This window comes from Mycolicibacterium elephantis DSM 44368 (genome assembly GCF_004014805.1).
Classification (GTDB): Bacteria; Actinomycetota; Actinomycetes; order Mycobacteriales; family Mycobacteriaceae; genus Mycobacterium; species Mycobacterium elephantis.
In genome coordinates, this window is record NZ_ATDN01000045.1 from 1 (window position 1) to 25,730 (window position 25,730).

Here is a 25,730-nt window from a genome sequence, read left to right on the forward strand (position 1 = left end):
GGGACCGACACGCCGCCATCACTTACACCACTCCCCGGGACGTTCCCCTGGCCGATGTCGCCGAGCAGTTCCGCCACAATCACGACTTCCTCTGGAAGACATACGGAGTCGACGTCCGGCCGTACTACCGGCCGCCGTACGGCGCGCACAACGAGCACGTCGACAAGGTGGCGGGTGAACTGGGCTATACCGCCACCACGCTGTGGTCGGGCGACCTGAAGGACCACGCGTGGATCCCCGCCGACGAAGTCCTCCGGCTGGCCGAGCGGTTCTTCACCCCGCAGACCATCGTGGTCGGCCACCTCAACCACGAACCCGTCACGCAGGTCTACGACCAGCTCGTCGAACTCATCCGCGGGCGTCGCCTGCGCACCGTGACGCTGGACGACGTCTTCCTGAGGCCCTGACCCCGATGGGCTAACGTCGATCGGGTGGCGGAGCCGGATCCGAAAGCACTCGACGAACTGTTCACCCGCGTGTTGAACACCGAAGACGCGGCGCTGACCGCGGCGCGCGAGTCGGCCGCCGCCGCAGGCATGCCCGCGATCGAGGTGTCGGCCCAACACGGCAAGCTGCTCAACGTGCTCGCGATGGCGACGCGGGCGTCTCGTGTGCTGGAGATCGGAACCCTCGCCGGCTACAGCACCATCAACCTGGCGCGCGGTGTCGGGCCGACCGGTCGCATCGTCACGCTCGAGTACGAGCCGGCGCACGCCGAGGTGGCACGCGAAAACCTGGCCCGCGCAGGCGTGGCGGATCGAGTCGAGATCGTCGTCGGCGCCGCGCTCGACACGCTGCCCACGCTGGCCGACCGCGACGAGAAGTTCGACATGGTGTTCATCGACGCCGACAAGGAGAACAACGTCGCCTACGTCGAATGGGCGATCGAGCTCAGCAACGCCGGCGCAATCATCGTGGTGGACAACATCGCTCGCTTCGGCCGCGTACTGGAACCCGCTCCGGACGACCATCAGGCCAAGGCCGTGCGCGACATGCTGGAGATGATGGGCGGCCACCCACGGCTGGAGACGGCCGCGATCCAGACCGTCGGGACCAAGGGCTGGGACGGCTTCGCGATCGCGATCGTGACGTAGTGGGTACACCGCCGGAATGTGGACGGTGAGCAGAGACATCCCGGCGCCCGCGGACACCGTGTGGCAGATCCTCGTCGACCTCGACGCCTGGCCGCGCTGGGGTCCGACGGTGTCCGGCGCTGCGCTGGACGGGCCGGGCTTCGAACTCGGGGCCACCGGGCGGGTGTGGACGCCGGTCGGGGTTCCGTTGCCGTTCACCATCAGCGATTTGGATCCGGGACGGATGTGGGGGTGGCGGGTGGCCGGAGTGCCGGCCACCCGGCACGGAGTCGAACCCGGCGATCAGCGCTGCCGGGCCTGGATGAGCGCGCCGCTGTGGGCGCCGGCCTATCTGCCGGTGCTGGCCGAGGCGCTGCGGCGGATCGAACGCCTCGCCGTCGCGGCGGCCGGTCAGGACAGCGCGCCGTCGCCGCCCGCGGGTGGACGCCCGTGAGTGCGCGTTTCGACCCGCCGACGGCGGGCTAATCGCCGACATGGCCATCACCGAGTCCCGCGAGATCGTCATCGAGGCGACGCCGGAGGAGATCCTCGCCGTGCTCTACGATCTCGAGACGCTGCCGGATTGGTCCTCGGCCCACGAGCGGGTCGAAATCCTCGAACGCGACGAGCAGGGCCGGCCGAAGCGATCGCGCCAGGTGGTCAAGATCGTCGGCATCAGCGACGAACAGATACTCGACTATAAGGTGCACGACGACGGCGTCAGCTGGACGCTGGTCACTGCCTCGCAACAGAAGGCGCAGGACGGTCGCTACACCCTGACCCCGGACGGAGACCGCACCCGCGTGCGACTGGAGCTGACGGTCGAGACGACGGTTCCGCTGCCCGGATTCCTGGTCCGCAAGGGGGCGCAGGGGTTGATGGACACCGCGACCAAGGGTCTGCGCAAGAGGGTGCTCGCGGTGCGCAGCCGCTGACGGGCTCAGTTCAGGTCGAAAGTCGTTGTCTCCGCGACGGATCGTCGGTCGACCGGCGGCAGTGGGTCATCGGCGGCGGACATACCGACCCGGATCAACGCCTGCGGGTGGGCCTCGGCGTCGAACACCTCGCAGGCCAGCGCCAGGCGGTTGCGCGTGTCGCGCAGGGGTTCGGTCAGTGGACACGAGGCCAGCCCCAGAGCGGCCGCCGCCAGCGTCAGATCGCTGAGCGCCTCGCCGGCACGCAGCCGCGCCGCGTCGCCGTCGGAATCGGTGGCCAGCACCAGCATCACGGCGTCGTCACCGGCATGCCCAGCAGCGTCGCCACCGTAGCGCAGCGCGAACTCGGCCTCGCCGAGTCGGGCCCACCGAATGCCGGGCACTGCGGCCACCCGCACGGCGAAGCGCTCCGCTCGCAGCGTCAGCAGTTCGAGCGTGCCGGCGGGCAACTCACCGCGGTAAGGCCGCCGGTCGGCGCGGCGGCGCCCGATTGCCTCGGCCAGCTCGAGGCTGCCGCTCCCCGGGGTCCGCTGTCCGAGCGCGAGGGTGGCAAGCAATCCGTCTTCGGGAAAACGGTGGATCCGGCTCGACCAGCCCGCGGCGAAGAACGCCACCGCGTAGTGGTGCAAGGACGGCGCCGCAGCTGAGCACCACATCGCGTCGGTCGGCGTCGCTGGTGCCGAGACTGCGCTCCCAGTCGGCGAACAGCTGGACACCGTGGCGGTCGACGTGCCACCGCCACGGCTGCGTGTTTCGGACCGACGGGGCACGCGCGGCCAGGTCCAGCGCGTGCTCGAGCACCGCGGCGTCGGGGAACGCCGGGGACAAACCCCTCACCTCCTGCTGCCGCAATCCGCCGGTACGGCGCCATTGTAGGAGGTGGGGGCGGTCAGGAAAGTGACGTCACGGGCGGGCCGAGGTCACCGGGGGCTCGGCGAGGTGACGCACCCCGCGGCGGTGCAACAGCCAGCCGACTCCGATCAGCAGGACCCCGGACAGCAGGAACCCGATGTCCCAGGACAGCGGGGCCCCGAGGTCGTCGCGGACGTGGTGCACGTTCAGCAGATGATGGTTGATCAGGCCCTCGACCAGATTGAAGATGCCCCAGCCCGCGAGAAGCAGCCCGACGTGGAACGACCAGTTCGGCGCCAGCTCACCGCGCCGCCAAGACCGCAGGGTCAGGAGCGAGCCGGTCATCACCAGCAGCCAGGTGCCGACATGGAAGAAGCCGTCCGCCACCACGTTGAGCTGCAGACCGGCCAGGGTGTCCGGTGACTCGGCGTGGCTGATCATGTGATGCCACTGCAGGATCTCGTGCAGCACGATCCCGTCGATGAAGCCGCCGAAGCCCAGTCCGAACAACAGACCCGGCCAGATGCCCGGCGTGCGCTTTGCCATGCAGGTGCAATGCCCGGCGGCGGCCCGGTTAAACCTCGCCGCAGTTCCTAAGTGCAAACGGCGCCGACGGCGGCCGAACCGACCAGCTTGGTGTACTTGGCCAGCACCCCGGTGGTGTATCGCGGCGGCAGCGGCACGAAACCTGCCTTGCGCGCCTCGAATTCGGCAGGATCCACGAGCACGTCGAGCGAGCCCTTGGCGACGTCGAGCCGGACGCGGTCACCGTCCCGCAGGAACGCGATCGGGCCGCCGTCGACCGCCTCGGGGGCGATGTGGCCGACGCACAATCCGGTGGTGCCGCCGGAGAACCGGCCGTCGGTCATCAGCAGCACGTCCTTGCCGAGACCGGCGCCCTTGATCGCGCCGGTGATCGCGAGCATCTCGCGCATGCCCGGTCCGCCCTTGGGACCCTCGTAGCGGATGACCACCACATCGCCCGGCTGAATCGTGCCGTCCTCCAACGCATCCAGCGCCGCGCGTTCGCGCTCGAACACGCGGGCGGTGCCCTCGAACACGTCGGAGTCGAAGCCCGCCGACTTCACCACCGCGCCCTCCGGCGCCAGCGAGCCGTGCAGGATCGTGATGCCGCCGGTGGGATGGATCGGATCAGTCAGCGCCCGAAGCACTTTGCCGTCCGGGTCCGGCGGCGTGATGTGGGCGAGGTTCTGCGCCATCGTCTCACCGGTCACCGTCAGGCAATCACCGTGCAGCAGACCGGCATCCAGCAGCGCCTTCATCACCACCGGGACCCCGCCGATGTTGTCGACGTCGGTCATCACGTGGCGGCCGAACGGTTTCACGTCGGCCAGGTGCGGCACCTTGTTGCCGATGCGGGTGAAGTCGTCCAGTGACAGCTTGACATTGGCCTCGTGGGCGATGGCCAGCAGGTGCAACACCGCGTTGGTCGACCCGCCGAAGGCCATCACCACCGCGATCGCGTTCTCGAACGCCTCCTTGGTGAGGATGTCGCGGGCGGTGATGCCTCGGCGCAGCATCTCGACGACGGCGGCGCCGCTGCGCCTGGCGAACCCGTCGCGGCGACGGTCGGTGGCCGGCGGCGCCGCGCTGCCCGGCAGCGACATGCCCAGCGCCTCGGCGGCGCTGGCCATGGTGTTCGCGGTGTACATCCCGCCGCAGGCGCCTTCGCCCGGACAGATCGCGCGCTCGATCGCGTCGACGTCCTCGCGGGGCATCAGGCCACGCGCGCACGCGCCCACCGCCTCGAACGCGTCGATGATCGTGACCTCGCGCTCGGTGCCGTCCGACAGCTTGGCGCGGCCCGGCAGGATCGACCCGGCGTAGAGGAACACCGACGCCAGATCCAGCCGCGCGGCGGCCATCAACATTCCGGGCAGCGACTTGTCGCAGCCGGCCAACAGCACCGAGCCGTCGAGGCGTTCGGCCTGCATGACGGTCTCCACGCTGTCGGCGATCACCTCGCGCGACACCAGCGAGAAGTGCATGCCTTCATGGCCCATGGAGATGCCGTCGGACACCGAGATCGTGCCGAACTCGAGCGGATACCCGCCCGCGGCGTGCACCCCGTCCTTGACGGCCTTGGCCAGCCGGTCCAGCGACAGGTTGCACGGGGTGATCTCGTTCCAGGACGAGCCGACGCCGATCTGGGGCTTGGCGAAGTCGTCGTCGCCCATGCCCACTGCCCGCAGCATCCCGCGGGCGGCCGCCTTCTCGAGACCGTCGGTGACGTCGCGACTGCGCGGCTTGATGTCGGGCTCGGTGGCTTCGGTGACGTGGTCAGGACCTGTGGGCATGTCCTTAAGTATGCCTTCGGTCCGCATCCTGCCAAAACCACCTGATACCCCGAGGGGGTATCAGGTACCCTGGCCGCATGACGTCTTTCGCAACCAGGATCTTCGCCGTTCTCGTCGCGCTCGCCGCCGCGCTGTTCGTGTCCGCGTGTGCCCGGTCGGAGACCTCCGATGGGCACACCGACCATCAGTCGCCGGACACCCCCGCCATCACCGGGCAGCCCGCAGGCTACAACGCCGACGACGTCGCGTTCGCCACCAACATGATTCCGCACCACGAGCAGGCCGTCGAGATGTCGGCGCTGGTTCCCGACCGTTCGACCAACCCGGAACTGATCGCGCTGGCCGAGCAGATCTCGGCCGCGCAGCAACCCGAGATCAAGGCGCTTCGGGTCTTCCTGGTGCAGTGGAACGAGAACCCCGACGCCGCCACCGACGAGGGGCACGCGCACCACGGCGGCATGCAGGGCATGGTCGACGAGGCCACCATGGCGAAGCTGCGCGAACTCAACGGCGAGGAGTTCGACACCCTGTGGTTGGAGTCGATGATCAGCCACCACGAAGGCGCCGTCGAGATGGCCAAGGCCGAGATCGCCAACGGCGAGAACGTCGACGCCAAGCGCATGGCCCAGACGATGATCGACACCCAGCAGGCCGAGATCGATCAGATGCAGCAGATGCTGAGGGGGCCCAATGGCTGACCAGACCACACAATTCGCTGCGCACGGCTACTCCGCGCAGAAAGACAATTACGCCAAGCGTCTGCGCCGCATCGAGGGCCAGGTCCGCGGGATCGCCAAGATGATCGACGAGGACAAGTACTGCATCGACGTGCTGACCCAGATCAGCGCCGTCAACAGCGCCCTGCAGTCCGTGGCGCTGGGTCTGCTCGACGAGCACCTCGGGCACTGCGTCGCCCAGGCGGTGGCCGAGGGCGGCGACCAGGCCGACGCCAAGCTGGCCGAGGCTTCGGCGGCGATCGCCCGCCTGGTGAGGTCCTGAGCACCGGGTCGTAACGTTCGGCGCCGGGAACCGATGAACCCTGCAGGTCAGCGCGATGTATTCGGCCATTCGCGCTGGTCCGGCGACCCCCCGACGGCCGGGGTGGATGTCGGCGCTGTGCCACACTGGACAGAAGTTCTGCGACTGGGAGGTCACGTATGCCGCAGCCGATGTTGAATCGACTGCTCACCGCGATTTTCGCGGCCGGGTTGGTCGGCGGAATGGTCTTGAGCAGCCCCGCCGCGCTGGCCCAGCCCGATGTTCCACCGCCGCCTGCGCCGGTTGACCCGGCCGCCGCGCCTGTTCCGCCGCCCCCGCCGCCACCCGCGGATCCGGTGGCTTTCCCGCCGCCTCCGCCGGGCCCGGCACCCGGGCCGGCGCCGGTGCCCGCGGCCGAAGCGGCACCGGCCCCCGAGCCGGCGCCCGCGCCGAACCCCTTCCTGCCGGCGGATCCGCTGGCCGCCCCGCAGCAGATTCCCGAGGGCACCCCCGCGGGCCAGAACCCGCTGCCCTACACGGGCCCGCCGGTGTTCGCGCCGCCGAGCTTCAACCCGGTCAACGGCTCCATCGTGGGGGCCGCCAAGCCGATCTACATCAACTTCCAGCGGCCGATCGCCAACCGCAAGATGGCCGAGGACGCGATCCACATCTCGTCCAATCCGCCGGTGCCGGGGCGGTTCTACTGGACCAGCGACACGCAGGTGCGCTGGCGTCCGCAGGATTTCTGGCCGGCAGGCACCGTCGTCCACATCGACGCGGGCGGCGCCAAGTCGAGCTTCAGCGTGCCCGAGCAGTTGGTGGCCACCATCGACGACAAGACCAAGCAGATGGAGATCATGCGCGACGGCGAGTTGGTGAAGACCTTCCCGGTGTCGATGGGCAAGAAGGGCTACGAAACCAGAAACGGCACGTACTACGTGCTGGAGAAGTTCAGCGAGATCGTGATGGACTCCTCCACCTACGGGGTGCCCACCGACGACCCCGAGGGCTACAAGCTCAAGGTCAAGGACGCGGTCCGGATCGACAACCAGGGCATCTTCGTGCACAGCGCGCCGTGGTCGGTCGGCGCCCAGGGCAACAGCAATGTCAGCCACGGGTGCATCAACCTCGCGCCGGCAGACGCCAAGTGGTTCTTCGACAACTTCGGCAGCGGCGACCCGATCGTCATCAAGAACACCAGCGGCGGGTGGTACAACCAGCCTGACGGCGGATCCGACTGGCAGATGTTCTAACGCCGAGCAGACGTGAAAACCCCATTCCGGAAGGGAAATGGGGGTTTTCGCGTCTTCTCGCGGGTGAGGCTAGGGCTAGTTCCAGATCCGCACCCGGTGTTCGGGCGCCAGGTACAGCTCGTCGTCCTCGGTGACGTCGAACGCCTCGTAGAACGCGTCCATGTTGCGGATCACGCCGTTGCAGCGGAACTCCGGCGGTGAGTGCGGGTCGATCGCGAGGCGCCGGATCGCTTCGGCGTCACGTGATTTCGTCCGCCACACCTGAGCCCAGCCGAAGAAGACCCGCTGCTCGCCGGTCAGCCCGTCGATCACCGGGGCCTTTTTGCCCTTCAGCGACAACCGGTAGGCCAGCAGCGCGATCGACAGCCCGCCGAGGTCACCGATGTTCTCACCGACGGTGAACGCACCGTTGACGCGGTGCCCGTCGCTGAGCTGTCGCGGCACGTACTCGTCGTACTGCTCGATCAGCTTCTTGGTGCGCGCGCCGAACTCGGTGCGGTCCTGATCGGTCCACCAGTCGACCAGGTTGCCGTCGCCGTCGTACTTGGCGCCCTGATCGTCGAACCCGTGCCCGATCTCGTGGCCGATCACCGCACCGATGCCGCCGTAGTTGGCCGCGTCGTCGGCGTCGGCGTCGAAGAACGGCGGCTGCAGAATCGCTGCGGGGAACACGATTTCGTTCATGCCCGGGTTGTAGTAGGCGTTGACGGTCTGCGGGGTCATGAACCACTCGTCGCGGTCGACCGGCCCGCCCAGCTTGGCCATCTCGCGGTCGTACTCGACGGCGTAGCCGCGCTGATAGTTGCCGTACAGATCGTCGCGGGTGATCACCAGCGCCGAATAGTCGCGCCACTTCTTGGGGTAGCCGATCTTCGGGGTGAACTTGTCGAGCTTGGCCAGCGCCTTCTCGCGGGTCTGCGGGGTCATCCAGTCCAGCGAGTTGATGCTCACCCGGTAGGCCTCGCGGATGTTGGCCACCAGCTCGTCCATCCGCTCCTTGGCGTGCGGCGGGAAATGCCGTGCCACGTAGAGCTTTCCGACCGCGTCACCCATCAGGCTCTCCACCACCGACACGGCGCGCTTCCACCGGTCCCGGATCTGCTCGGTGCCCGAGAGCAGGCGGCCGTAGAACGCGAAGTCCTCGGCGACCAGGTCGTCGGTCAGCAGGAACGCGCGGGCGTGGATGACCCGCCACCGCAGCCAATCCTTCCAGTCGTCGAGATCGCCGCCCGACCACTCGGCGGCGAACGCCGTCAGGTAGTCGGGTTGGCGCACAACGACTTCGGCGGCCCGCTCAGGGATCGTGCCCAGCGCGGCGACCCAGCCGGCCCAGTCGAATCCGGGCGCCTCCTCGGGCAGGTCGGCGAACCGGCGCAGGTTGTAGGTCAGGTCGGCGTCGCGCCGCTTGACGACGTCCCAGTGCGCGGCGGCCAGTTTGGTCTCCAGCGCCACGATCCGCGCGGCAGTGTCATCGCCGTCGCCGTCGCCGTACACCAGCGCGAACATCGCCGCGATGTGCTTGGGGTAGGCGGCCAGGATCTCGGCGTGCTGCTCCTCGCGGTAGTAGGACTCGTCGGGCAATCCCAGCCCGGACTGGTTCATGTGCACCAGGTATCGGGTGGAGTCCTTGGCGTCGGTGTTGACGTAGACGCCGACACCGCCGCCCACGCCGGTGCGCTGCAGCGCGCCGAGCACCCGGCCCAGCGCCTCGGGGCTGTCGGCGGCGTCGATCGCGGCCAGTTCGGCGAGCAGCGGTTGCACCCCCCGCGCGGCGATCGTCTCCTCGTCCATGAAGCTGGCGTAGAGGTCGCCGATGCGCTGTTCATCGGTGCCCTGGGCGGCCCCCGACGCGGCCGCCTCGGTGATCAGGTCGCGAACGTGCTCCTCGGCGCGGTCGTAGAGCGAGCGGAACGCGCCGTCGGTCGCACGGTCGGCCGGCATCTCGTAATCGGCCAGCCAGCGGCCGTTCACGTGGCCGAACAGGTCGTCTTGCGGGCGGGCGTCGGTGTCGACGTGGCTCAGGTCGATGCCTGATCGAATAGCTTCAACGGTCACCCCACCAGGGTGCCAGAACGCTGGCCGGGCACCGCCAGGCCTTCTTCGCGGCGCATCCCCGGTACCCTCACGCGCATGCCCGAGGACGAGCCCACCGACACCGACGACGGTCGCGTCTTCACCGGCTACGGCGTCGCGTCAGCCGTGCTGGGAGTGATCGCTGTCGTCGCGGTCGTGCTGGCAGCCCTGATCTGGGCCCAGCATCGCGAGAACGTCGGGGAGTTGCAGTACCGCACCCGCGTTCTGGCGACCGCCGCCGACTGGACCACCACGTTGATCAACATGAACAAGGAGACCGTGGAGACCAGCATGGTCAAGCTGCGTGAAGGAACGGTCGGGCAGCTCAACGCGGACTTCGACGCCGCCGTCAAGCCCTACCGCGAGCTGGTGCAGACGCTGCAGTCCAACACCCGGGGGCAGGTCGACTCGGTGGCGGTGGAGCAAATCTACCGGCCCCCGGCCGGTTCCAACCCGGCGCCGACGCGGCCGCAGCCCGAACTGTCCGAGTTCGCGTCGCGCACCGACACCGTGCTGGTGGTGGCGACCTCGGTCAGCGAGAACGCCGGCGACGACAAGCCGCGCACGGTGCGCTGGACCCTGCGCCTGGACGTCTCCGACGTGGACGGCAACCTGCTCATCTCACGGCTGGAACCGATCCGATGAGAAACGTGTGGCGGGTGGCCGCCTTCGACGTGGCCGCCCCGATCGCGGCGATCGCGGCGCTGGTGTACGTCGGGGTCGCGCTCGCGTGGCCGCTGTGGTGGGTGTCGGTGTGCTCGATACTGTGCCTGCTGATCGTCGAGGGCGTGGTGGTCAACGTGGTGCTGGCGCGCCGCGACGGGGTGACTCTGGGCACCGACGACGACGCGCCCGGTCTTCGGCTGGCGGTGGCCGCGGTCGCCACCGCCGCGGTGGTCGCGGGGGTCGCGGTCGGATACTTCCGATGGACGGTGCCCGACCGCACCCTGCACGACGACACCACCGAGGTGGTGGGCATCGCCACCAGCATCGCCGAAGCCTCAGCGACGTTCACCCCGCAAAACCCGACCGCGTCGATCGACCGCGCGGCGGCCATGATGTCGGCACAGAGCGCCGAAGCGCTCAAGAACCAATTCGCCACGGTCGCAAAGGAATTGACCAGTAGGAATGTCTCTGCCCAGGCCAGTACCATCTCCGCGGGGGTGGAGGCGATCGGTCCCGGCGCGGCCAGCGTCGCGGTGATACTGCGCGGCACGCAGAACGCGCCGGGTAAGCCGCCGGAGAACGCGGTGCTCGCGCTGCGGGTGCAGCTGAGCAAGCACGACGGCCGCTGGCTGGTCGACGACCTGAGCCCGATCCACTCCCGCTAGCCCGCGATTTGTGTGCGTTCGGTTGCGGTCATCAGCGCGCCTGAACGCACACAAATCACCGGCGGGCATGCTCGACCTTCAGGCAACGGTCCATCACCACCTGCAGGCCGGCCGCCGCACCGTCGCGGGCCACCTGCTCGTCGCGCAGGCCCAGTTGCAGCCACAGCACCTTCGCGCCAACGGCGATGGTGTCCTCGAGCACCGAGGGCAGATGCTCACGGCGGCGAAACACATCGACGAGATCGGGTACCACGGGCAGGTCGGCAAGCGACGGATAGACCGGGGTGCCGTCGACTTCAGTGATCGTCGGGTTGACCAGATACAGCTCGTAATCGCCGGCCGACTTCAGATACGTCCACACCTCGTGGCTCGCCCTGGCCGGGTTCGCCGAGGCGCCCACGATCGCCACCGTGCGGGTCTTCCGCAGGATCTCCTCAAGATCCATCGGCCCGCGCTGACCGCATCTTGGCGAATCGATCCGCGAGCTTGCTCATCCGCACCATCAGCGACGCCGTCGGGCTGACCTCGCCGCGCAGATACGTGCTGAAATCGGCGTTGGGCACACCGATCCGCGACGCGAACTCCTGTTGACCGAGGCCGGACTTCTCCAGCAGCGCACGGATGTGGCGGGCGACCTCGGCGCGCTCGTTGGCCTCCATGTGTTCGCGGGTGCGGCTGAGCACCTCGGTGAGCGCCTTGGAAAGCCCGTAGGGGCGAGCGGTTTCGAGCACCTCCTCGACCTGGCGCGCGGTGCGGCCGAACGGGTCGCGCTTGATCGCCGCGACGATGCGCTGCCAGACGGCGAGGTCGTCGGTCTCCAACGCGGCGCGGATCGCAGCGGTCGGCCAGAACTCCACCGGCCGATCGTCGAACACCGGGCGCTGCGGACCGTCGGAGGCAGTCTCGCGGCTGTCGTCCCGGATCTCGGAAGTCACTGTCACCTCGCCTCCTCCAGCATCGCCACGGCCACCGAGAGGCAACGCTGCCTGACCCTGGCCCACTCGGCCTCTGCCTCAGGGCCCGACGCCCGGGTGTCGTCCTCATCCGAGGGTCGGGGGTCGGCCAGCCGGCGCACCAACTGGGTGGCCACCCATTGCTCTCTTGCCTGCTCTCCAGCGTAGTACCGGTCCATCTCCGCCAGCACCAGTGCGGCCGTTCGAATCTCCAACGCGTCGGCCAGTTCGGCGAACTCGGCGAAGTCACGTGCGGTGTTCCGGCACATGATCAGGTAGCCCTTCAACCGCAATGTCTCGGCGCCGGTGGGTATCTGGAGTCGATCACCGGTCGGCAGCTGAACGTTGGTGGTCTCCACCGGCCGGGACCGCTTGAGCGGAGCGCCCTCGTAATCCGAGGCCGCCTCGAGCGCGTCGAGCGCGACCGCGAGCCTGCCCCGCCACACCGTCACCGGATGCACCGGCAACGTCGCGGGCGCCAGTATCCTGGTCGCGGTCTTGGTGCCCGCGCCGTTGCGATGGCCACCGTTGAGCCCCTCGGCGGTGCGCAGTTTGGTGGTGACGGGCTCACAGCCGCTGAGCGCCAGCGGGTCGGCCACGGTAACTGCTTGGGGCGCAAGTGTTTTCAGGCGAGCCGCGGACTTGACCACCATGCGCAGGTCCGATCCGGACGGGCCGAGCGAGGAGATGTCGTCGGGGATGATGACGAGATCGGGGGCCTCGACCTTGGGCAGCGGCTTCTCGAAGTCCACCGACGGCAGGATCCGGTCCAACCAGCGGGGCAGCCACCAGTTCCACTCGTCGAACATCGCCATCAATGCGGGCACCAGAACCAGCCGCACCACGGTCGCGTCGACGGCGATGGCCACCGCGCACGCCACCCCGAGCTGGGCCACCAGCGGCATGCCGGCGAACGCGAACCCGATGAACACCGCGATCATGATCAGCGCGGCGCTGGTGATGGTGCGGGCGCTGGTGCTGACCCCGTACGCGACGGCGTCGCGGGTGTTGTGGGTCTGCAGGTACCGCTCGCGGATCCGGGTCAGCAGGAAGATCTCGTAGTCCATCGACAGGCCGAAGGCGATCGCCAACACCAGCGGCGGAATGGTGCTGTCCAGCGACGAGAGCCGCTCGAAGCCGAGCACCTCCAGCCAGCCCCACTGGAACACCGCGACCAGGCTGCCGTAGGCCGCCGCCACCGACAGCACCGTCATCAGCACGCCCTTGATGGCCAGCACCGGGGAGCGGATCGCCACCAGCAGCATCACGAACGCGATCAACGCCACGAACACGAACACCAGCGGCTGGATCGCCGACACCCGGTCGTCGAAGTCCTTGATCAGCGCCGTCGGCCCGCCCACGTCGATCCGGGCGCCGTCAAGTCCCGGCGTTCGCGGAAGCTCCGCACGCATCCAGTCGACCGCGTCGCGGGCAGCCATGTCCTCGGGGTCGACGGAAAGCACGGCCGAGAGCAGGGCATGGCGATAGTCCTCACCGAACACCGGCGCGGAAACCGATACGACGTTGGGGCCCTTCGCCATCTGCTGCCGGATGGCGTCGAGAAGCGGTTCTTTGGACGGCGCCGAAGCCGCGTTGCCGTCCGGGAAGCTCACCAGGACCCGCACCGGGCCCAGCGCGCCGGGTCCCAGCGCCTCGGCCGCGGCGTTCACGCCGCCGCGGATCTCGTGCGTCGGCTCGAACTGACGCTGCATGCTGTTGCCCAGCACCATTGAGAACGCAGGGAACGCCAAAATCAGCAGCAACGCCGAGGCCGCCAACGCCGACAGCCACGGACGTCGCATCACCGCGCCGGTCCAGCGGGTCCAGAACCGCGACTGGGTGGTCTCCGGCCTGCGGGACCAGTGCAGGTACGACGAGCGCTTGGCCGCCGCGCGCCCGAACGTCGCCAGCACGGCAGGCGTCAGCGTCGTCGAGGTCAGCACGGCCACCGCGACCGCGAGGATCGCCCCGGTGGCCATCGAGACCAGCACCGGGGTCGCGATCAGATAGATGCCCGTCACCGAGGCGATCACCGTCAGACCCGACAGCACCACGGCCAACCCGGAGGTGGCCATCGCGGCGTCGGCGGCCTGGTCGGGATCCCGGCCGGCGCGCAGTTCCTCGCGGAACCGCATGAGGATGAACAGCGAGTAGTCGATGGCCACGGCGATGCCGAACATGGACACCGTCGACGTGACGAACACCGACATCGTGGTGAACATCGACAGCAGATAGACCAGGCCCATGGTGACCACGACCGTGCAGATGCCCAGCAGCAGCGGCATGGCCGCGGCGGCCAGCGAGCCGAACACCGCGAGCAAGACGATCAGGACGATCGGAAGGTTCCACCGCTCGGCCTGAGCGATGTCGTGCTTGGTCGCCTGCGACGCTGCGGCGCCCAGTGCGCCCTGGCCGATGACGTACAGCCTGACCTTGCCGTCGGCGATCTCGCCGGGCTCCTCGCCGTCGATGCCCACCTTCTGGCGCAGCTGTTTGGCGACGTCGACGGCGCCGGTGTTGTCGAAGTCGAGTTGCAGCGTGATGACGTAGGGCCGGTCCGGCTGCGGCGGCGGCTGTTGCGGGGTGGGGGCCACGGTGACGCTGGGCACCTCGGCGGCCACCCGCTCCAGGTGGGCTACCGCGAGGTTCATGTCCTCATACGACGCGTCGGCCCGCGGGGCCGCGACCAGCGCCAACGGCGAGGCGCCCTGGTCGGGGAAGTGCTGCTCGAGCTCGCGCTGCACGCGCAGCGACTGCGAGCCTTCGACCTCGAACCCGCCGCCGGTCAGTTGACCGCCGTGGGTCAGCCCGAGATAGATCGAGGGCACCAGAAGAAGCAACCAGGCCGCGAACACCGCCCAGCGATATCTGCGCAGGGTGCTGCTCAAGCGCATCATTAACTGCTGGATGGTGAACTCCCCATTCCGCACGGCGTTTCGCTAGCGTGAGCGTACAGCAGCTTGTGGTATTGCGCGTTCGGGCGAGGAACCTGCCAGCAACGTTTTAAGGGGCTCTAATCCTGCCCTTCGGACGCCGCGGGCGAGCAGATGGCAGTATGTGCGCTGGCAGGATCGCCGCCCTTTTCGCCGCCTTTTCGGTGGCCTTGTCGTCGGGGGACACCATCGCCGCCGATCGCAGCTGTTCGCGAGGCAGCGCAAACGTTCGCGAAGCCGTTAGGAGTGCCCATGAGACCGAGCCACCGTGTGCTGCGACGCAGCCTCACCGCCGTGTTCGCAGCGACCGCCGTCGGAGGCGTCGCGGCAGCCGGGCTGACGGTGCCGTCGGCCCCGTCGGCCACGGCCGCCGCGGACCCGTGCGCCGCCAGCGAGGTCGCCAAGACCATCGGGTCGGTCGCCACCTCGATCGGCGACTATCTCGACGAGCACCCGCAGACCAACCAGGCGTTGACCACGATCTCGCAGCAGCAGGCTGGGCCGCAGTCGCTGGGGGCGGTCAAGGCGTACTTCGACGCCAACCCCAAGGTGGCCAAGGAGATGCAACAGCTGCAGCAGCCGCTGGCGTCGCTGTCCAGCCGATGCAAGCTACCGCTCACGCTGCCCCAGATGATGGGCCTGCTGCAGCAGGCACAGCAGTCCGTGCAGCAGCCGCAGGCGAGTTTGCCAGGAGCGCTGCCGACGGCGCACAACGCCGGGCTGCCCGAGACGTCGGCGGCGGTGCGATCGCCGGCGGCGTCGTCGGTCACGCCGGGATCGGGCCGGGCGCCGACCGCGCCGATCGCGGGCTTGCCGTAGCCGCAGGCGACGCGAGTGCCTGCGCAGGTGGGACCCTGAACTGCGATTTCAGACTTTCTTGCGCCCGGTTGGCCACAAGACAGGAAAGTCAGCGGACATTCTGCTTAGCTTTTTAGCGTTGGTCCATGTCGGTAACCGCCCGCGGTTACGGCCACCCCACTTCCGATGAAGGAGCTTGCCCATGTTGCTCTCGGCCCGTTCTGCGCGACGTGCAGTAGCTGGCGCGGTCGGCACCGGCGCGATCGCCGGTGCGATGTTGTTCGGTGCTGCGACCGTGGCGCCGTCGGCACTGGCCGACGCACCGCCGAACTGCACCGCGGCCGATCTGGCCGGGGTGGCCTCCGGCGTCTCGGCCGCGACGTCGGCGTACCTGTTCACGCATCCCGACGTGAACTGGTTCTTCACCAGCCTCGAGGGCCTGCCGCGTGAAGAGGTCCGCCCGAAGGTCCAGGAGTACCTGAACAACAATCCGCAGGTGAAGGCCGAGCTGACCAATATCCGCCAGCCGCTGGTCGACCTGAAGAACCGTTGCGGCGACGTCGACGGTGACGGTATCGCCGACACTCCGTAATCCGCGTGCCGGCTGGGCCGCCCGCGCAGCAGGACAACGCGGGCCGCACCGTGCTGATGGTCGACGACGACCCGGATGTCCGGACGTCGGTGGCGCGCGGTCTGCGCCATTCCGGCTTCGACGTCCGGGTCGCGGCAAGCGGTAAAGAGGCGCTGCGGCTGTTGTCCGCCGAATCGCATGACGCGCTGGTTCTGGACGTGCAGATGCCGGAGCTGGATGGCGTCGCGGTGGTGACCGCGTTGCGCGCGCTGGGCAACGACATCCCGATCTGCGTGCTGTCGGCTCGCGACACCGTCAACGACCGCATCGCCGGGTTGGAGGCCGGCGCCGACGACTACCTGACCAAACCGTTCGACCTGGGTGAGTTGGTGGCGCGCCTGCACGCCCTGCTGCGCCGGTCGGGTCATTCCGAACAGGCCGCGCAGCCGATGACCTTGGGCCCGTTGACGATCGACAGCGCGCGCCGGCTGGTGTTCGTCGAGGGAGAGCGCGTCGACCTCACCAAGCGCGAGTTCGACCTGCTGGCCGTGCTGGCCGAGAACGCCGGTGTGGTGTTGAGCCGCCAACGCCTGCTCGAGCTGGTTTGGGGCTACGACTTCGAGGTCGACACCAACGTCGCCGACGTGTTCATCTCCTATCTGCGGCGCAAGCTCGAACGCGACGGGCTGCCGCGGGTCATCCAGACGGTTCGCGGGATCGGGTACGTGCTGCGGAACGAGACGTGACGGGTGCGCGCGCCGCGGTTTCTGCGTTCCACGTCCCTGCGCACCAGGGTGGCGGTGGCAGCAGCGGCCGCGGCAGCCACCGTCGTCGCCGCATTCACCGTCCTCACCTCGGTGGTGCTGGCGAACAACGATGTGGACCAGCTGGATCGGCGGCTCGACGCGATCATCGACGCGAGCATGCGGCCCGGTCAGCTCGACGACCCGCGCCGCGGTGTCCTGACGACGGGCCGGTCGGAGTCAACCGGGCAGGTCGTGTTCCAGCGCGGGTTCCAGCTGCCGCGACTGCCCCCGGGCACCGATACGGTCGACGTGAACGGCGTGGACTACCGGGTGCGGACCATCGCCGTCGAGCAGCAGGGCGGGCTGCTGATGTCGGTGGGCATCAGGGCCGACAGCATCCTGCTGAGCCCCTCGCGGATTCCGTGGTATGCCGTGGTCGGAGTGATCACCGTGCTGATCGCGGGCGGGCTGGGCTGGCTGCTCGCGGGCCCGGCGATCCGCCCGCTGCGCAAGCTGACCGAACACACCAAGCGGCTCGGCAAGGGCACCGAGAAGCTGCCCGAGGTGCACGGGGTACGCGAGGCCGAGGACCTGTCCGAGGCGATGGCGGCGATGCTGCGCCGGTTGGCCGCCGCCCAGGAGTCCACCAGCAACTCGTTGCAGGCCGCCCAGGACTTCGCCGCCAACGCCGCCCACGAACTGCGCACGCCCCTGACCGCGATGCGCGCCGACCTGGACACGCTGCGCATCCACGACCTGCCCGCCGAGGAGCGCCAGGAGGTGGTCGCCGACCTGGCCCGCGCCCAACGCCGCGTGGAGGCGATCATCACCGCCCTCGGTCAGCTGGCGTCGGGTCAGCTGGCGCAGCCCAAGGACCGCGAGCTCGTCGACGTCACCGACCTGCTCGACCGCGTCGCGCGTGAGGCCGCCCGGCCGGGTGGCGCCGTGGAGATCGCCGTGGCGGCCGACGAGCGGCTCGGCTCCGTCTGGGCCTGGCCGAGCGGGCTGCGACTGGCTGTGGACAACTTGGTGCGCAACGCGATCCGCCACGGCGAGGCGACGCGGATCGTGCTCACCGCGCACCGCGACGACGCCGTGATGACGATCGTCGTCGACGACAACGGGCGGGGCCTTCCCGCCGACGAACATCGGTCGGTGCTGGGCCGGTTCACCCGGGGCAGCACCGCCACGCCCGGCGGCTCGGGGCTCGGGCTGGCGCTCGTCGCCCAACAGGCCGGGCTGCACGGCGGGCGAATCGAGCTGTCCGACAGTCCGCTCGGCGGGTTACGCGCCACGCTGACCGTGTCGGCGTCAGCGGCGGCTGACCATGACCGCGACCATGACCCGCCAGCCGAGTAACAGAACCGCAGTCGAAATCGACGCCACCACAATGAAACTCGGCGCGATACCGGCACCTGTCAACTTGCGCAGCAGCATCCCCACCACGATCGTGCACACCCACACCACCACCCCGGTGGGCACCAGGGCGGCCGGACTGCGCCAGCCGCGCGACACCAACCAGCCCACCGCGGCGCCGGACAGGAACGGCCAGGCCGTCTCGGCGATCCCGGCGAGGTTCAGGCCCTCGGCGTGGCTGCGTCTGCCGAGGGTGCAGAACACGACGACGCAGGCGAGGTCGGTGGCCAGCGCGGTCAGCGCGGGGCGGGTCTGCTCGTCGATACGGGGCGGCATGCGGGCTCCAATCAGGCCTGGGTGGCACCGGGGATCGCGTCGGGGTCGATCTCCGACTCGGTACGGAACATGAAGAAGAACACCACCCAGCCGATGGCCGCGATGAACACCCAGCTGATCAACCGGTAGATGAGCATGGCCGAGATCGCCGAGGCCAGCGTCATCCCGCTCGAGACCAGACCGGGCACCAGCACCGCCTCCACCATCAGCAGTCCGCCGGGCATCAGCGGAATCGAGCCGACCGCGCGGGCGGCGACGTAGGCCACCACCACGCCGAGCAGCGAGGGCCGCTCACCGGCCGCATAACAGGAGAACAGCAGCGTGGCCACGCCGGTCACCAGGGTGAACATCGACCACACGAACGCGACACCCAGCTGCGGACGGGTCAGCTTCACCGACTCGAGCTGGGCCAGCGTGTCGCGCCACTTCTTCACGCCGTTGTCCGACGGCCTGGTGCGCAGGTAGTTGACCCACGACAGCACCCGCACGCCGACGCCGTGGAGAAGGTCCGGGCGGGAGGCGACCGCCTGGGCCAGCACGATCAACAGGACGAACCCGGCCAGCGTGAAGATCAGCGAGAAGGGATTCTGTCGCGCGCCGAGAAAGAACGCGCTGCCCAGGCCGAGCAGGGTCAGGCTGATCACCTGCAGCGCACCGGACATCACCAGCTGCCACGACGCGATGACCGGCGTCGCACCCCATATGCGTTGCTGCCGGTAGATGAACGTCGCCGACAGCACCGGACCGCCGGGCAGCGTGGTGCTCAGCGAGTTGCCGCCGTAGAACGCCGCCTGAGATCGCCACTGCCGCACCGGGACCCCCGCGGATCGCAGCAGCTTGCGCTGGATGTCACCGAAGAAGTGCATCGAGGCCATCGCGGTGCCCACCGCGGCTGCCACCCAGACCCACTTGGCGGTGTAGAGGCTGTGCCAGGCCTGCGCGAGCTGATCCCACACCAAACCCAGTTCGACGGCGAGGACGACGACCAAGACGGCGATGACCGCCCAGCGCACCCACCGGTACTTACCGCCGGCGGGCCGTCCTTGGCTGCGGGCCTCGCTCGCCGTCGCGTCGTGAGACACGACCTACAGGGTAGATCGTGGTGCCCCGGATTCCGGGACCGATCGCCGTTCGGCGGGTGCACGCAGTCGGCCGTTACGCTAGCGGGATGCCCGCGGGTCTATCTGTGGATGACGAGGCGGTCAGCCCGCTCGTCCGTAAAGCCGCGGCGTGGTCGTGGCGACTGCTGGTGATAGTGGCTGCACTCGTGGGCCTGCTCTGGTTGGTCAAGCAGCTCGAGATCATCGTCGTCCCCGTCGCGCTGGCGACGATCCTGGCCGCGCTGCTGCTGCCCGCCGTCGACTTCCTGCACCGGCGCGGTGCGCCCCGCGGCGGCGCGGTGGCGCTGATGCTGCTCAGCGGGTTCGCGGTCGTCGGCGGGATCATGACGTTCGTCGTCAGCCAGTTCATCGAGGGTGCTCCGGCGCTCGTCGAGCAGGTGACCCAGAGCATCGACGGCGTGGGTAACTGGCTGACCGACGGCCCGCTGGGGGTCAGCGACCAGCAGATCGACCAGATGCGCACCGCGGCGGTCGAGGCGCTGCGCAACAACCAGGAGCGGTTGACCAGCGGTGCGCTGTCGACGGCGACGACGGTGACCGAGATCGTCACCGGCGCGCTGCTGGTGCTGTTCACGTTGATCTTCCTGTTGCACGGTGGGCGCAACATCTTCGCGTTCGTTACCCAGATCTTTCCCGACCATGTGCGCGACCGGGTGCGGGACGCCGGCAAGGCCGGGTTCCGTTCGCTGATCGGCTACGTGCGGGCGACGTTCCTGGTCGCGCTGGTCGACGCGGTGGGCATCGGCACCGGTCTGGCGATCATGGGGGTGCCGCTGGCGCTGCCGTTGGCGTCGCTGGTGTTCCTCGGCGCGTTCATTCCGCTGGTCGGTGCCGTGATCACCGGCTTTCTGGCGGTGATCGTCGCGCTGATCGCGAAGGGCTGGATTTACGCGCTGATCACGCTGGGTCTGGTGATCGCCGTGCAGCAACTGGAAGGCCATGTGCTACAGCCGCTGGTGATGGGGCGCGCGGTGTCGATCCATCCGCTGGCCATCGTGCTCGCGATCGCCGGGGGAGGGGTGATGGCCGGCATCATCGGGGCGTTGCTCGCCGTGCCGGTGATGGCGTTCCTCAACAGCGCCGTGCGGGTGTTGATGGCCAGCGACCCGGCGGCCGAGGAAGCCGCGTTGGCGGCCGAGGAAGGCGTCCGGGTCGAGGCCGAACCCGACGACGTTCCGGAGTAGCGCACACCCGCGGCCCGCAGACCTTCCAGCCTCCCGGGCTTCCGGCCTTCCGCCCGAGACCGACGAAATGGCGGAATCCTCTCGCGCTTTCCCGCCCGAATGTCCGTTTGGGCGGGCCCGGCGCGAAGCGGCCAGGCGCTAGAGGCGGCCTTCGCGACGCAACAGGTCCTGGGCGCTCACGCCGCCGCCGCGGCGCTTGGGCGTCTCGTCCTCACGGGTGTCGATCTTCTCGGTGGCCTCGGGATCGCCGCCCTCCCGCGAGGTCTCCGGCTGCGGCGTGCGCAGCGCCGTCGTGGCGTCCTCGACGTCCTGCGACGCGTTGGGCTGCACCGGGATCGCGGTGGTGGGCTCGTTGCCGGGCTCCTCGCGCGGTGACCGCGGCATCGCGCGGGTGGCCTCGGCCGACGGCCGTCCACCGCCCGTGGGCGGTGCCGGTTTCGCCGGCGGCGGGCCGGGAGGTGTTGCGGTACCCCGCAATTCGCCCAGCCACGACTCGATCTCGCGGTCCTCTCGCGGCGCCTGTGGGGCGGGCGGTCGCGGAGCCGGCGGTTTGGCGGCCTGGCGAGTGGCGGCGGCCGCGCTGTTGACCACGTTGCGCACGGCGTTGCGGGCCATCGCGATTCGCGTGGTCGGCGGCTCGTCGGCCTTCTGCGCGCCGGGAATCCGCGTGGTGCCCGCGCCCGACGGAACCGGGCGCGGCGCGGCGATCCGGGTCGTCGCCCCCGGACGCGACGGGCCCTCCGGCGCAGGATGTGTCGGGTCGTGCGGTGGCCGCGGCCGCACGGGCGGGCGAGGTGGAACCGGCGCGCCGGCACCCACCAGCGCCTCGGGGCTCTCCGCGCTCTCGCGGACCGCCGGCCGTTTCCGTTCGTCGGGCAGATCGGTCTCACCCAGCCCGAGGCGCTCCTGGATCCGCTTCATCCACCGCGGCGCCCACCAGCAGTCGTCGCCGAGCAGCTTCATCACCGAGGGCACCAGGAACATCCGGACCACGGTGGCGTCCAGCAGCAGCGCGATCAGCAGCCCGAACGCCAGATACTTCATCATCACCAGGTCGGAGAACACGAACGCGCCCGCGACGACGGCCAGCACCAGCGCGGCGCCGGTGATCAACCGGCCGGTGGTCGCGGTGCCGATCCGAATCGCCTCGGCGGTGGACATGCCGCGCTCGCGGGCCTCCACCATGCGCGACACCAGGAACACCTCGTAGTCGGTGGACAGGCCCCAGATCACCGCGATGATCAGGCCGATCATCGGTGCCATCAACGGCTGCGGGGTGTAGTTCATCAGCCCGGAGCCGTGCCCGTCGACGAACATCCAGGTGAGCACACCCATCGTCGAGCCGAGCGTCAACGCGCTCATCACCGCGGCCTTGATCGGCAGCACCACCGATCCGAACGCCAGGAACATCAGGATCGTCGTGGTGACGATCAGCAGGGTGACCATCAGCGGCAGTTTGTCGAACAGGCTGTGAATGCTGTCCTGCTCCAAAGCCGGTGTGCCACCGATGGATACATCGATGCCCCGCGGCGGTGACAACGCCCGCAATTCGTTGATCTTCTTCGCCGCGTCGTTGCGGTTCTCCAGGCCGTTCTGGATCACCCGCACCGACGCGTCCTTCGATCCGCCCTCCTGAACGGCGCGCTCCTGCCACATCTTGGCCGGGTCGCCGTCCGGGGCGATGAACCCGGGCACCGTCATCGCCTTGTTGCGCACCTCGGCGATCTGCTGATCGGTGATCGGTTCACCGTCCTGGCGTTGCATCACGATCGTCAACGGCTCGGTGCGGAAGCCCGGGAAGTTCGAGTCGAACTCCTCCTGAGCCAGGCGCACCGAGTTGTCGGGTGGCAGGTACTTCTCGCTGATGCCGCCGAGCGACAGGCTGCCCAGCGGGATGATCAACAGGATCATCGCGATCACGATCGGTGCGGCGAACGCGATCGGCCGCTTCATCACCCGGTTGACCAGCTTGCCCCAGAAGCCCTTCTCGACCTCGGCACGTGTCTTGGTCTTCTGCGTCTTCTCAGCCAGCCACTCCAGGTAGACGCGCATCGGCTTCCAGTTGCGGAAGAACGGCACCCGCAGCAGCGTGCGCACCCCGAGCGCGTCGACGTTGGCGCCGAGGATGCCCAGCGCGGCGGCCAGCACGGTGACCGACAGGATCGCGGCCAGCATCACCGAGGCGATGATCGCGTAGGTGATCGACTTGAGGAAGCCCTGCGGGAACAACAGCAGCGGCACCGACGACGCCACCAGGATCACCGCGGAGAACATGACGGTGCGTCCGGAGGTCATCACCGTGCGGCGCACCGCGGCTTCGGTGTCATAGCCCTCGGCGAGCTCCTCGCGGAACCGGCTCACCATGAACAGCCCGTAGTCCACCGCGATGCCGAGGCCCATCAGCGTCACCACCGGCTGGGCGAAGAAGTGCACGGGCATGAACTCGGCGAGCAGGCGCACGATGCCGAGCGCGCCGGCGATCGTCAGACCGCCGATGAACCCGGGCAGCGCGGCGGCCACCACACCGCCGAACACAAAGAACAACACCACGCACACCAGCGGGATGGCCGCGACCTCCGCGCGGCGCTGGTCCTGGCCGATGCTGCCGGTCAGCTCGCTGGCCAGCGGGTTGAGCCCGGCCAGCTTGATCCGGCCGTCGTTGACCTGCTGCAGGTCGGGTTCGACGGCCTGATAGTTCTTGAGGATGTCGTCGTCGGTGTCGCCCTTGAGCGGGATGGACACGAACGTCTTCGACAGATCGCTGGTCTTCATCTGCTGGACGGTCTCGCTGGCGGCGTCGGGCGCCTTCAGCCAGCCGACCCAGCCCACCACCTGGTCCGGGTGGTCCTCGACGAAACTGTCCAGCTCACCGACGACATCGCGCTGCCAGTCCGGGTTGTCGACCTTCTCCCCGTCCGGCGGGGCGAGGATCGCCACCACGTGGCTGGTCCGGTCGCGGCCGTAGGTCTCGTCGCCGACCACCGACGCGTGCACCGATTCGCTGCCGTCGTCGTAGAAGCCGCTCTGGGTGACGTGGTCGCCCAGGCTGATGCCGAACAGACCGCCACCGAGACACAGCGTGACCATGACGCCGATGACGATGTATCGGTATCGGTACACCGTTCGACCCCACCAGGCGAACACGTGAGCTCCTTACATTGACAAGTTCTTGTAGACGACGCGGCGCATTTCAGTTGTGTACGCGCGAGGTCAGCAGCGAGGACAGCGGCCGGAAAGGCTGCAGCCAAGCCCCCTGCTCGGGCAGCGAATCAAGGCCGATTCGCGGTAGCGGCTCCCGGAACACACCAGGTATGTCCTCCAGGTCGACGAATTCCAAGGTATCCGACGCTAGCGCCCAGCTGGCATGTTCGCGAAATCCGAGCACCGTCACCGGGATGCCGTCGCGCGAGATCTCCTCCAACGGTTGTCTGAACGCCTGCCCGTCGGCGGAGGCCACCAGAACACCGGCCAGACCCTCGCTGCGGCGCAGCGCGATGTGGCTGAGCATGTCGACGTCGACATCGCTGTCCTCGTCGATCTTCGGCTTGGCGAAGACCGCGAAGCCAACGTTACGCAACGCCTCCACCCACGGTCGAACAACATCGGCACTACCTGGGGCGATGTTGGTGAACACGGTGGCTTCCGGCTCCAGCGAGACCTCGGGGCGCCCGGCCGACAGCTCGGCCGTCTGCGCCAGCAGCCACCGCCCGAGCGCGTCGAACCGGGGCCGGTGCGCGGCCGTCGGCCTGCCGCCGAGGATGGAGCCCAGGCCCATGTCCAGGTTGGGGGCGTCCCAGACCAGCAGGACGCGCACGGTGGACTGCGCCGACTGGGTCGCTTCGGGCGGCGCTGCGGCTTCGATCTGCCGGATGTCTTCGGTGAGGCTCATCACCTCTTCTCCCAGATCAGTTCGGCGACGTCGCTTCCGGCATGCTGCGCCTTGTTCTCGTACTTGGTGACCGGGCGCTCGACGGAGATGGGCAGGGTGTCGGTGTCGGTGACTCGGCGCAGCCGGGGTTCGGCGTCCCCGACCTCGGCGATGTGCTCGGCGTAGCCGGCGTGGTCGGTGGCGACGTGCAGCACCCCGCCGGGCCGCAGCCGGTCGGCGATCAGGGCCACGGTCGCCGGTTGCAGCAGTCGACGCTTGTGGTGCCGCGCCTTGGGCCAGGGGTCGGGAAAGAACACCCGCACCCCGGTCAGGGAGCCGGGGCCGAACATGTGGGTCAGGACGTCGACGCCGTCACCGCGCACCAGTCGGATGTTGGTCACGCCCTCCCGGTCGATCGCCGACAGCAGCTGCGCCAGCCCGCGCCGGTAGACCTCAACGGCCACCACGTCCAGGTCGGGCTCCGCCTTGGCCATCGCCAACGTCGAGGTGCCCGCGCCGCACCCGATCTCCACCACCACCGGTGCGCTGCGTTTGAACCACGCCTCGGTGTCCAGCCGCGGGGCCGGCCCGTCCACGTCGCGCGCATGGACGCCGAGCTCCGGCCACAGCCTTTCCCAGGTCGCCTGCTGAGCTGCGGAGAGCGCCGTGCGCCGGGTGCGGAAGCTCGTGACCCGGGGATACCGATGCTGCGCATCGGCGACATCGGGCGCCGGAGCCGAGGCGTGCGCGACGTCGGGCGCCGGAGCCGAGGCGTCGGCGACATCGGGCAGATGCATCCGTCCATGGTCGCTCATGTCCGCCCGAGTACCCGCATCGTGGTACAGATTGATACCCAACAGTTGCCTTCGGCTGGTATGCGGCCCGCTGTCCACAGCCTCGGCAACTGCCGCTCAACCCCGTGCCCGTGGCAGTGTCACGATCATCAGTGGGAAAGGGCCCGCCGCAGCGGCGCCTGCCGACCGGAACAGGGAAGGCCGCCAGATTTTCGTCGACGCGCTGACAGAGCTCGCCGAGGCCAGCCGCAATCCGC

General features: G+C 69.0%; 26 protein-coding genes. 14 read left to right on the forward strand and 12 right to left on the reverse strand.

Translation table 11 applies throughout. From position 1 onward, the window contains the following. From MELE44368_RS21625 to MELE44368_RS21640, 4 genes are all read left to right on the forward strand, one after another. A partial coding sequence (locus MELE44368_RS21625; RefSeq protein WP_164890196.1) for a polysaccharide deacetylase family protein occupies positions 1 to 407 on the forward strand: 407 nt, incomplete at its 5' end. 24 nt (positions 408 to 431) lie between these two features. Beyond that, on the forward strand, positions 432 to 1,094 hold the full coding sequence (locus MELE44368_RS21630) for an O-methyltransferase (protein WP_128110392.1): 663 nt from the start codon (positions 432 to 434) through the stop codon (positions 1,092 to 1,094). Between the two features lie 16 nt (positions 1,095 to 1,110). Further along, positions 1,111 to 1,527 carry an SRPBCC family protein gene (locus MELE44368_RS21635; RefSeq protein WP_128110393.1) on the forward strand — a complete coding sequence of 139 codons (417 nt, stop codon included), beginning with the start codon at positions 1,111 to 1,113 and terminating at the stop codon, positions 1,525 to 1,527. A 40-nt stretch (positions 1,528 to 1,567) separates the two neighbouring features. Beyond that, positions 1,568 to 2,008 (forward strand): SRPBCC family protein, encoded by a 441-nt coding sequence (locus MELE44368_RS21640; protein WP_128110394.1) that lies wholly within the window; start codon positions 1,568 to 1,570, stop codon positions 2,006 to 2,008. A 5-nt stretch (positions 2,009 to 2,013) separates the two neighbouring features. On the opposite strand, the gene MELE44368_RS21645 is transcribed toward MELE44368_RS21640, so the two are convergent. From MELE44368_RS21645 to ilvD, 3 genes are all read right to left on the reverse strand, one after another. Next, entirely contained in the window at positions 2,014 to 2,664 is a 651-nt protein-coding gene (locus MELE44368_RS21645) for a nitroreductase family protein (RefSeq protein WP_241566721.1), read from the reverse strand. Between the two features lie 247 nt (positions 2,665 to 2,911). Further along, positions 2,912 to 3,406 (reverse strand): DUF2243 domain-containing protein, encoded by a 495-nt coding sequence (locus MELE44368_RS21650; RefSeq protein ID WP_128110395.1) that lies wholly within the window; start codon positions 3,404 to 3,406, stop codon positions 2,912 to 2,914. Positions 3,407 to 3,453: 47 nt separating this feature from the next. Beyond that, complete coding sequence (gene ilvD / locus MELE44368_RS21655) at positions 3,454 to 5,178, reverse strand: dihydroxy-acid dehydratase (protein WP_128110396.1); 1,725 nt, start codon at positions 5,176 to 5,178, stop codon at positions 3,454 to 3,456. A gap of 77 nt (positions 5,179 to 5,255) precedes the next feature. Here ilvD and MELE44368_RS21660 point away from each other — a divergent pair, with 77 nt between their 5' ends. From MELE44368_RS21660 to MELE44368_RS21670, 3 genes are all read left to right on the forward strand, one after another. Further along, positions 5,256 to 5,876, forward strand: a complete 621-nt coding sequence (locus tag MELE44368_RS21660; RefSeq protein WP_128110397.1) for a DUF305 domain-containing protein — start codon at positions 5,256 to 5,258, stop codon at positions 5,874 to 5,876. Next, a complete protein-coding gene (ricR, locus tag MELE44368_RS21665; RefSeq protein ID WP_128110398.1) occupies positions 5,869 to 6,177 on the forward strand; it encodes a copper-sensing transcriptional repressor RicR in 309 nt (102 codons plus the stop codon). Before MELE44368_RS21660 ends, ricR begins: the two co-directional genes overlap by 8 nt. A gap of 158 nt (positions 6,178 to 6,335) precedes the next feature. Next, positions 6,336 to 7,409 (forward strand): L,D-transpeptidase, encoded by a 1,074-nt coding sequence (locus MELE44368_RS21670; protein ID WP_128110399.1) that lies wholly within the window; start codon positions 6,336 to 6,338, stop codon positions 7,407 to 7,409. 75 nt (positions 7,410 to 7,484) lie between these two features. Here MELE44368_RS21670 and MELE44368_RS21675 read toward each other — a convergent pair whose 3' ends face one another. Continuing rightward, positions 7,485 to 9,464, reverse strand: coding sequence for a M13 family metallopeptidase (locus MELE44368_RS21675; RefSeq protein WP_128110400.1), 1,980 nt, complete (start codon positions 9,462 to 9,464; stop codon positions 7,485 to 7,487). Between the two features lie 75 nt (positions 9,465 to 9,539). On the opposite strand from MELE44368_RS21675, the gene MELE44368_RS21680 reads away from it, so the two are divergent. Then, complete coding sequence (locus tag MELE44368_RS21680) at positions 9,540 to 10,127, forward strand: hypothetical protein (RefSeq protein ID WP_128110401.1); 588 nt, start codon at positions 9,540 to 9,542, stop codon at positions 10,125 to 10,127. Further along, positions 10,124 to 10,813 (forward strand): hypothetical protein, encoded by a 690-nt coding sequence (locus MELE44368_RS21685; RefSeq protein ID WP_128110402.1) that lies wholly within the window; start codon positions 10,124 to 10,126, stop codon positions 10,811 to 10,813. Before MELE44368_RS21680 ends, MELE44368_RS21685 begins: the two co-directional genes overlap by 4 nt. Positions 10,814 to 10,868: 55 nt before the next feature. Here MELE44368_RS21685 and MELE44368_RS21690 read toward each other — a convergent pair whose 3' ends face one another. From MELE44368_RS21690 to MELE44368_RS21700, 3 genes are read right to left on the reverse strand one after another with little or no spacing between them, the layout of a single operon-like run. Continuing rightward, a complete protein-coding gene (locus MELE44368_RS21690) occupies positions 10,869 to 11,258 on the reverse strand; it encodes a CoA-binding protein (protein WP_128110403.1) in 390 nt (129 codons plus the stop codon). Further along, positions 11,248 to 11,754: a helix-turn-helix domain-containing protein gene (locus tag MELE44368_RS21695; RefSeq protein ID WP_128110404.1), complete on the reverse strand. Its 507-nt coding sequence runs from the start codon at positions 11,752 to 11,754 to the stop codon at positions 11,248 to 11,250. The genes MELE44368_RS21690 and MELE44368_RS21695 overlap by 11 nt, the downstream gene beginning before the upstream one ends. Then, positions 11,751 to 14,663 (reverse strand): MMPL family transporter, encoded by a 2,913-nt coding sequence (locus tag MELE44368_RS21700; protein WP_128110530.1) that lies wholly within the window; start codon positions 14,661 to 14,663, stop codon positions 11,751 to 11,753. Before MELE44368_RS21700 ends, MELE44368_RS21695 begins: the two co-directional genes overlap by 4 nt. Positions 14,664 to 14,951: 288 nt before the next feature. On the opposite strand from MELE44368_RS21700, the gene MELE44368_RS21705 reads away from it, so the two are divergent. The 4 genes from MELE44368_RS21705 (at position 14,952) to MELE44368_RS21720 (ending at position 18,173) form a co-directional block, all read left to right on the forward strand. After that, a complete protein-coding gene (locus MELE44368_RS21705) occupies positions 14,952 to 15,518 on the forward strand; it encodes a hemophore (RefSeq protein WP_128110405.1) in 567 nt (188 codons plus the stop codon). A 181-nt stretch (positions 15,519 to 15,699) separates the two neighbouring features. Continuing rightward, complete coding sequence (locus MELE44368_RS21710; protein WP_128110406.1) at positions 15,700 to 16,089, forward strand: heme-binding protein; 390 nt, start codon at positions 15,700 to 15,702, stop codon at positions 16,087 to 16,089. 56 nt (positions 16,090 to 16,145) lie between these two features. After that, positions 16,146 to 16,814, forward strand: coding sequence for a response regulator transcription factor (locus MELE44368_RS21715; protein WP_206613836.1), 669 nt, complete (start codon positions 16,146 to 16,148; stop codon positions 16,812 to 16,814). Positions 16,815 to 16,817: 3 nt separating this feature from the next. Then, positions 16,818 to 18,173 (forward strand): sensor histidine kinase, encoded by a 1,356-nt coding sequence (locus MELE44368_RS21720; RefSeq protein WP_128110408.1) that lies wholly within the window; start codon positions 16,818 to 16,820, stop codon positions 18,171 to 18,173. On the opposite strand, the gene MELE44368_RS21725 is transcribed toward MELE44368_RS21720, so the two are convergent. After that, a complete protein-coding gene (locus tag MELE44368_RS21725) occupies positions 18,126 to 18,506 on the reverse strand; it encodes a DUF3054 domain-containing protein (protein WP_128110409.1) in 381 nt (126 codons plus the stop codon). The genes MELE44368_RS21720 and MELE44368_RS21725 overlap by 48 nt on opposite strands. An 11-nt stretch (positions 18,507 to 18,517) precedes the next feature. Then, the gene (locus MELE44368_RS21730; protein WP_128110410.1) at positions 18,518 to 19,588 is read right to left on the reverse strand and encodes a lysylphosphatidylglycerol synthase transmembrane domain-containing protein; all 1,071 of its coding nucleotides are present in this window, start codon (positions 19,586 to 19,588) and stop codon (positions 18,518 to 18,520) included. An 86-nt stretch (positions 19,589 to 19,674) separates the two neighbouring features. On the opposite strand from MELE44368_RS21730, the gene MELE44368_RS21735 reads away from it, so the two are divergent. Continuing rightward, on the forward strand, positions 19,675 to 20,811 hold the full coding sequence (locus MELE44368_RS21735) for an AI-2E family transporter (RefSeq protein ID WP_128110411.1): 1,137 nt from the start codon (positions 19,675 to 19,677) through the stop codon (positions 20,809 to 20,811). Between the two features lie 138 nt (positions 20,812 to 20,949). On the opposite strand, the gene MELE44368_RS21740 is transcribed toward MELE44368_RS21735, so the two are convergent. The 3 genes from MELE44368_RS21740 to trmB are packed head-to-tail and all read right to left on the reverse strand — an operon-like array spanning position 20,950 to position 25,494. Beyond that, positions 20,950 to 23,955: a trehalose monomycolate exporter MmpL3 gene (locus MELE44368_RS21740; protein ID WP_128110412.1), complete on the reverse strand. Its 3,006-nt coding sequence runs from the start codon at positions 23,953 to 23,955 to the stop codon at positions 20,950 to 20,952. 46 nt (positions 23,956 to 24,001) lie between these two features. Continuing rightward, entirely contained in the window at positions 24,002 to 24,700 is a 699-nt protein-coding gene (locus MELE44368_RS21745; protein WP_128110413.1) for an NYN domain-containing protein, read from the reverse strand. After that, positions 24,700 to 25,494: a tRNA (guanosine(46)-N7)-methyltransferase TrmB gene (gene trmB / locus MELE44368_RS21750; protein WP_128110414.1), complete on the reverse strand. Its 795-nt coding sequence runs from the start codon at positions 25,492 to 25,494 to the stop codon at positions 24,700 to 24,702. The genes MELE44368_RS21745 and trmB overlap by 1 nt, the downstream gene beginning before the upstream one ends. Positions 25,495 to 25,730: the final 236 nt, after the last annotated feature.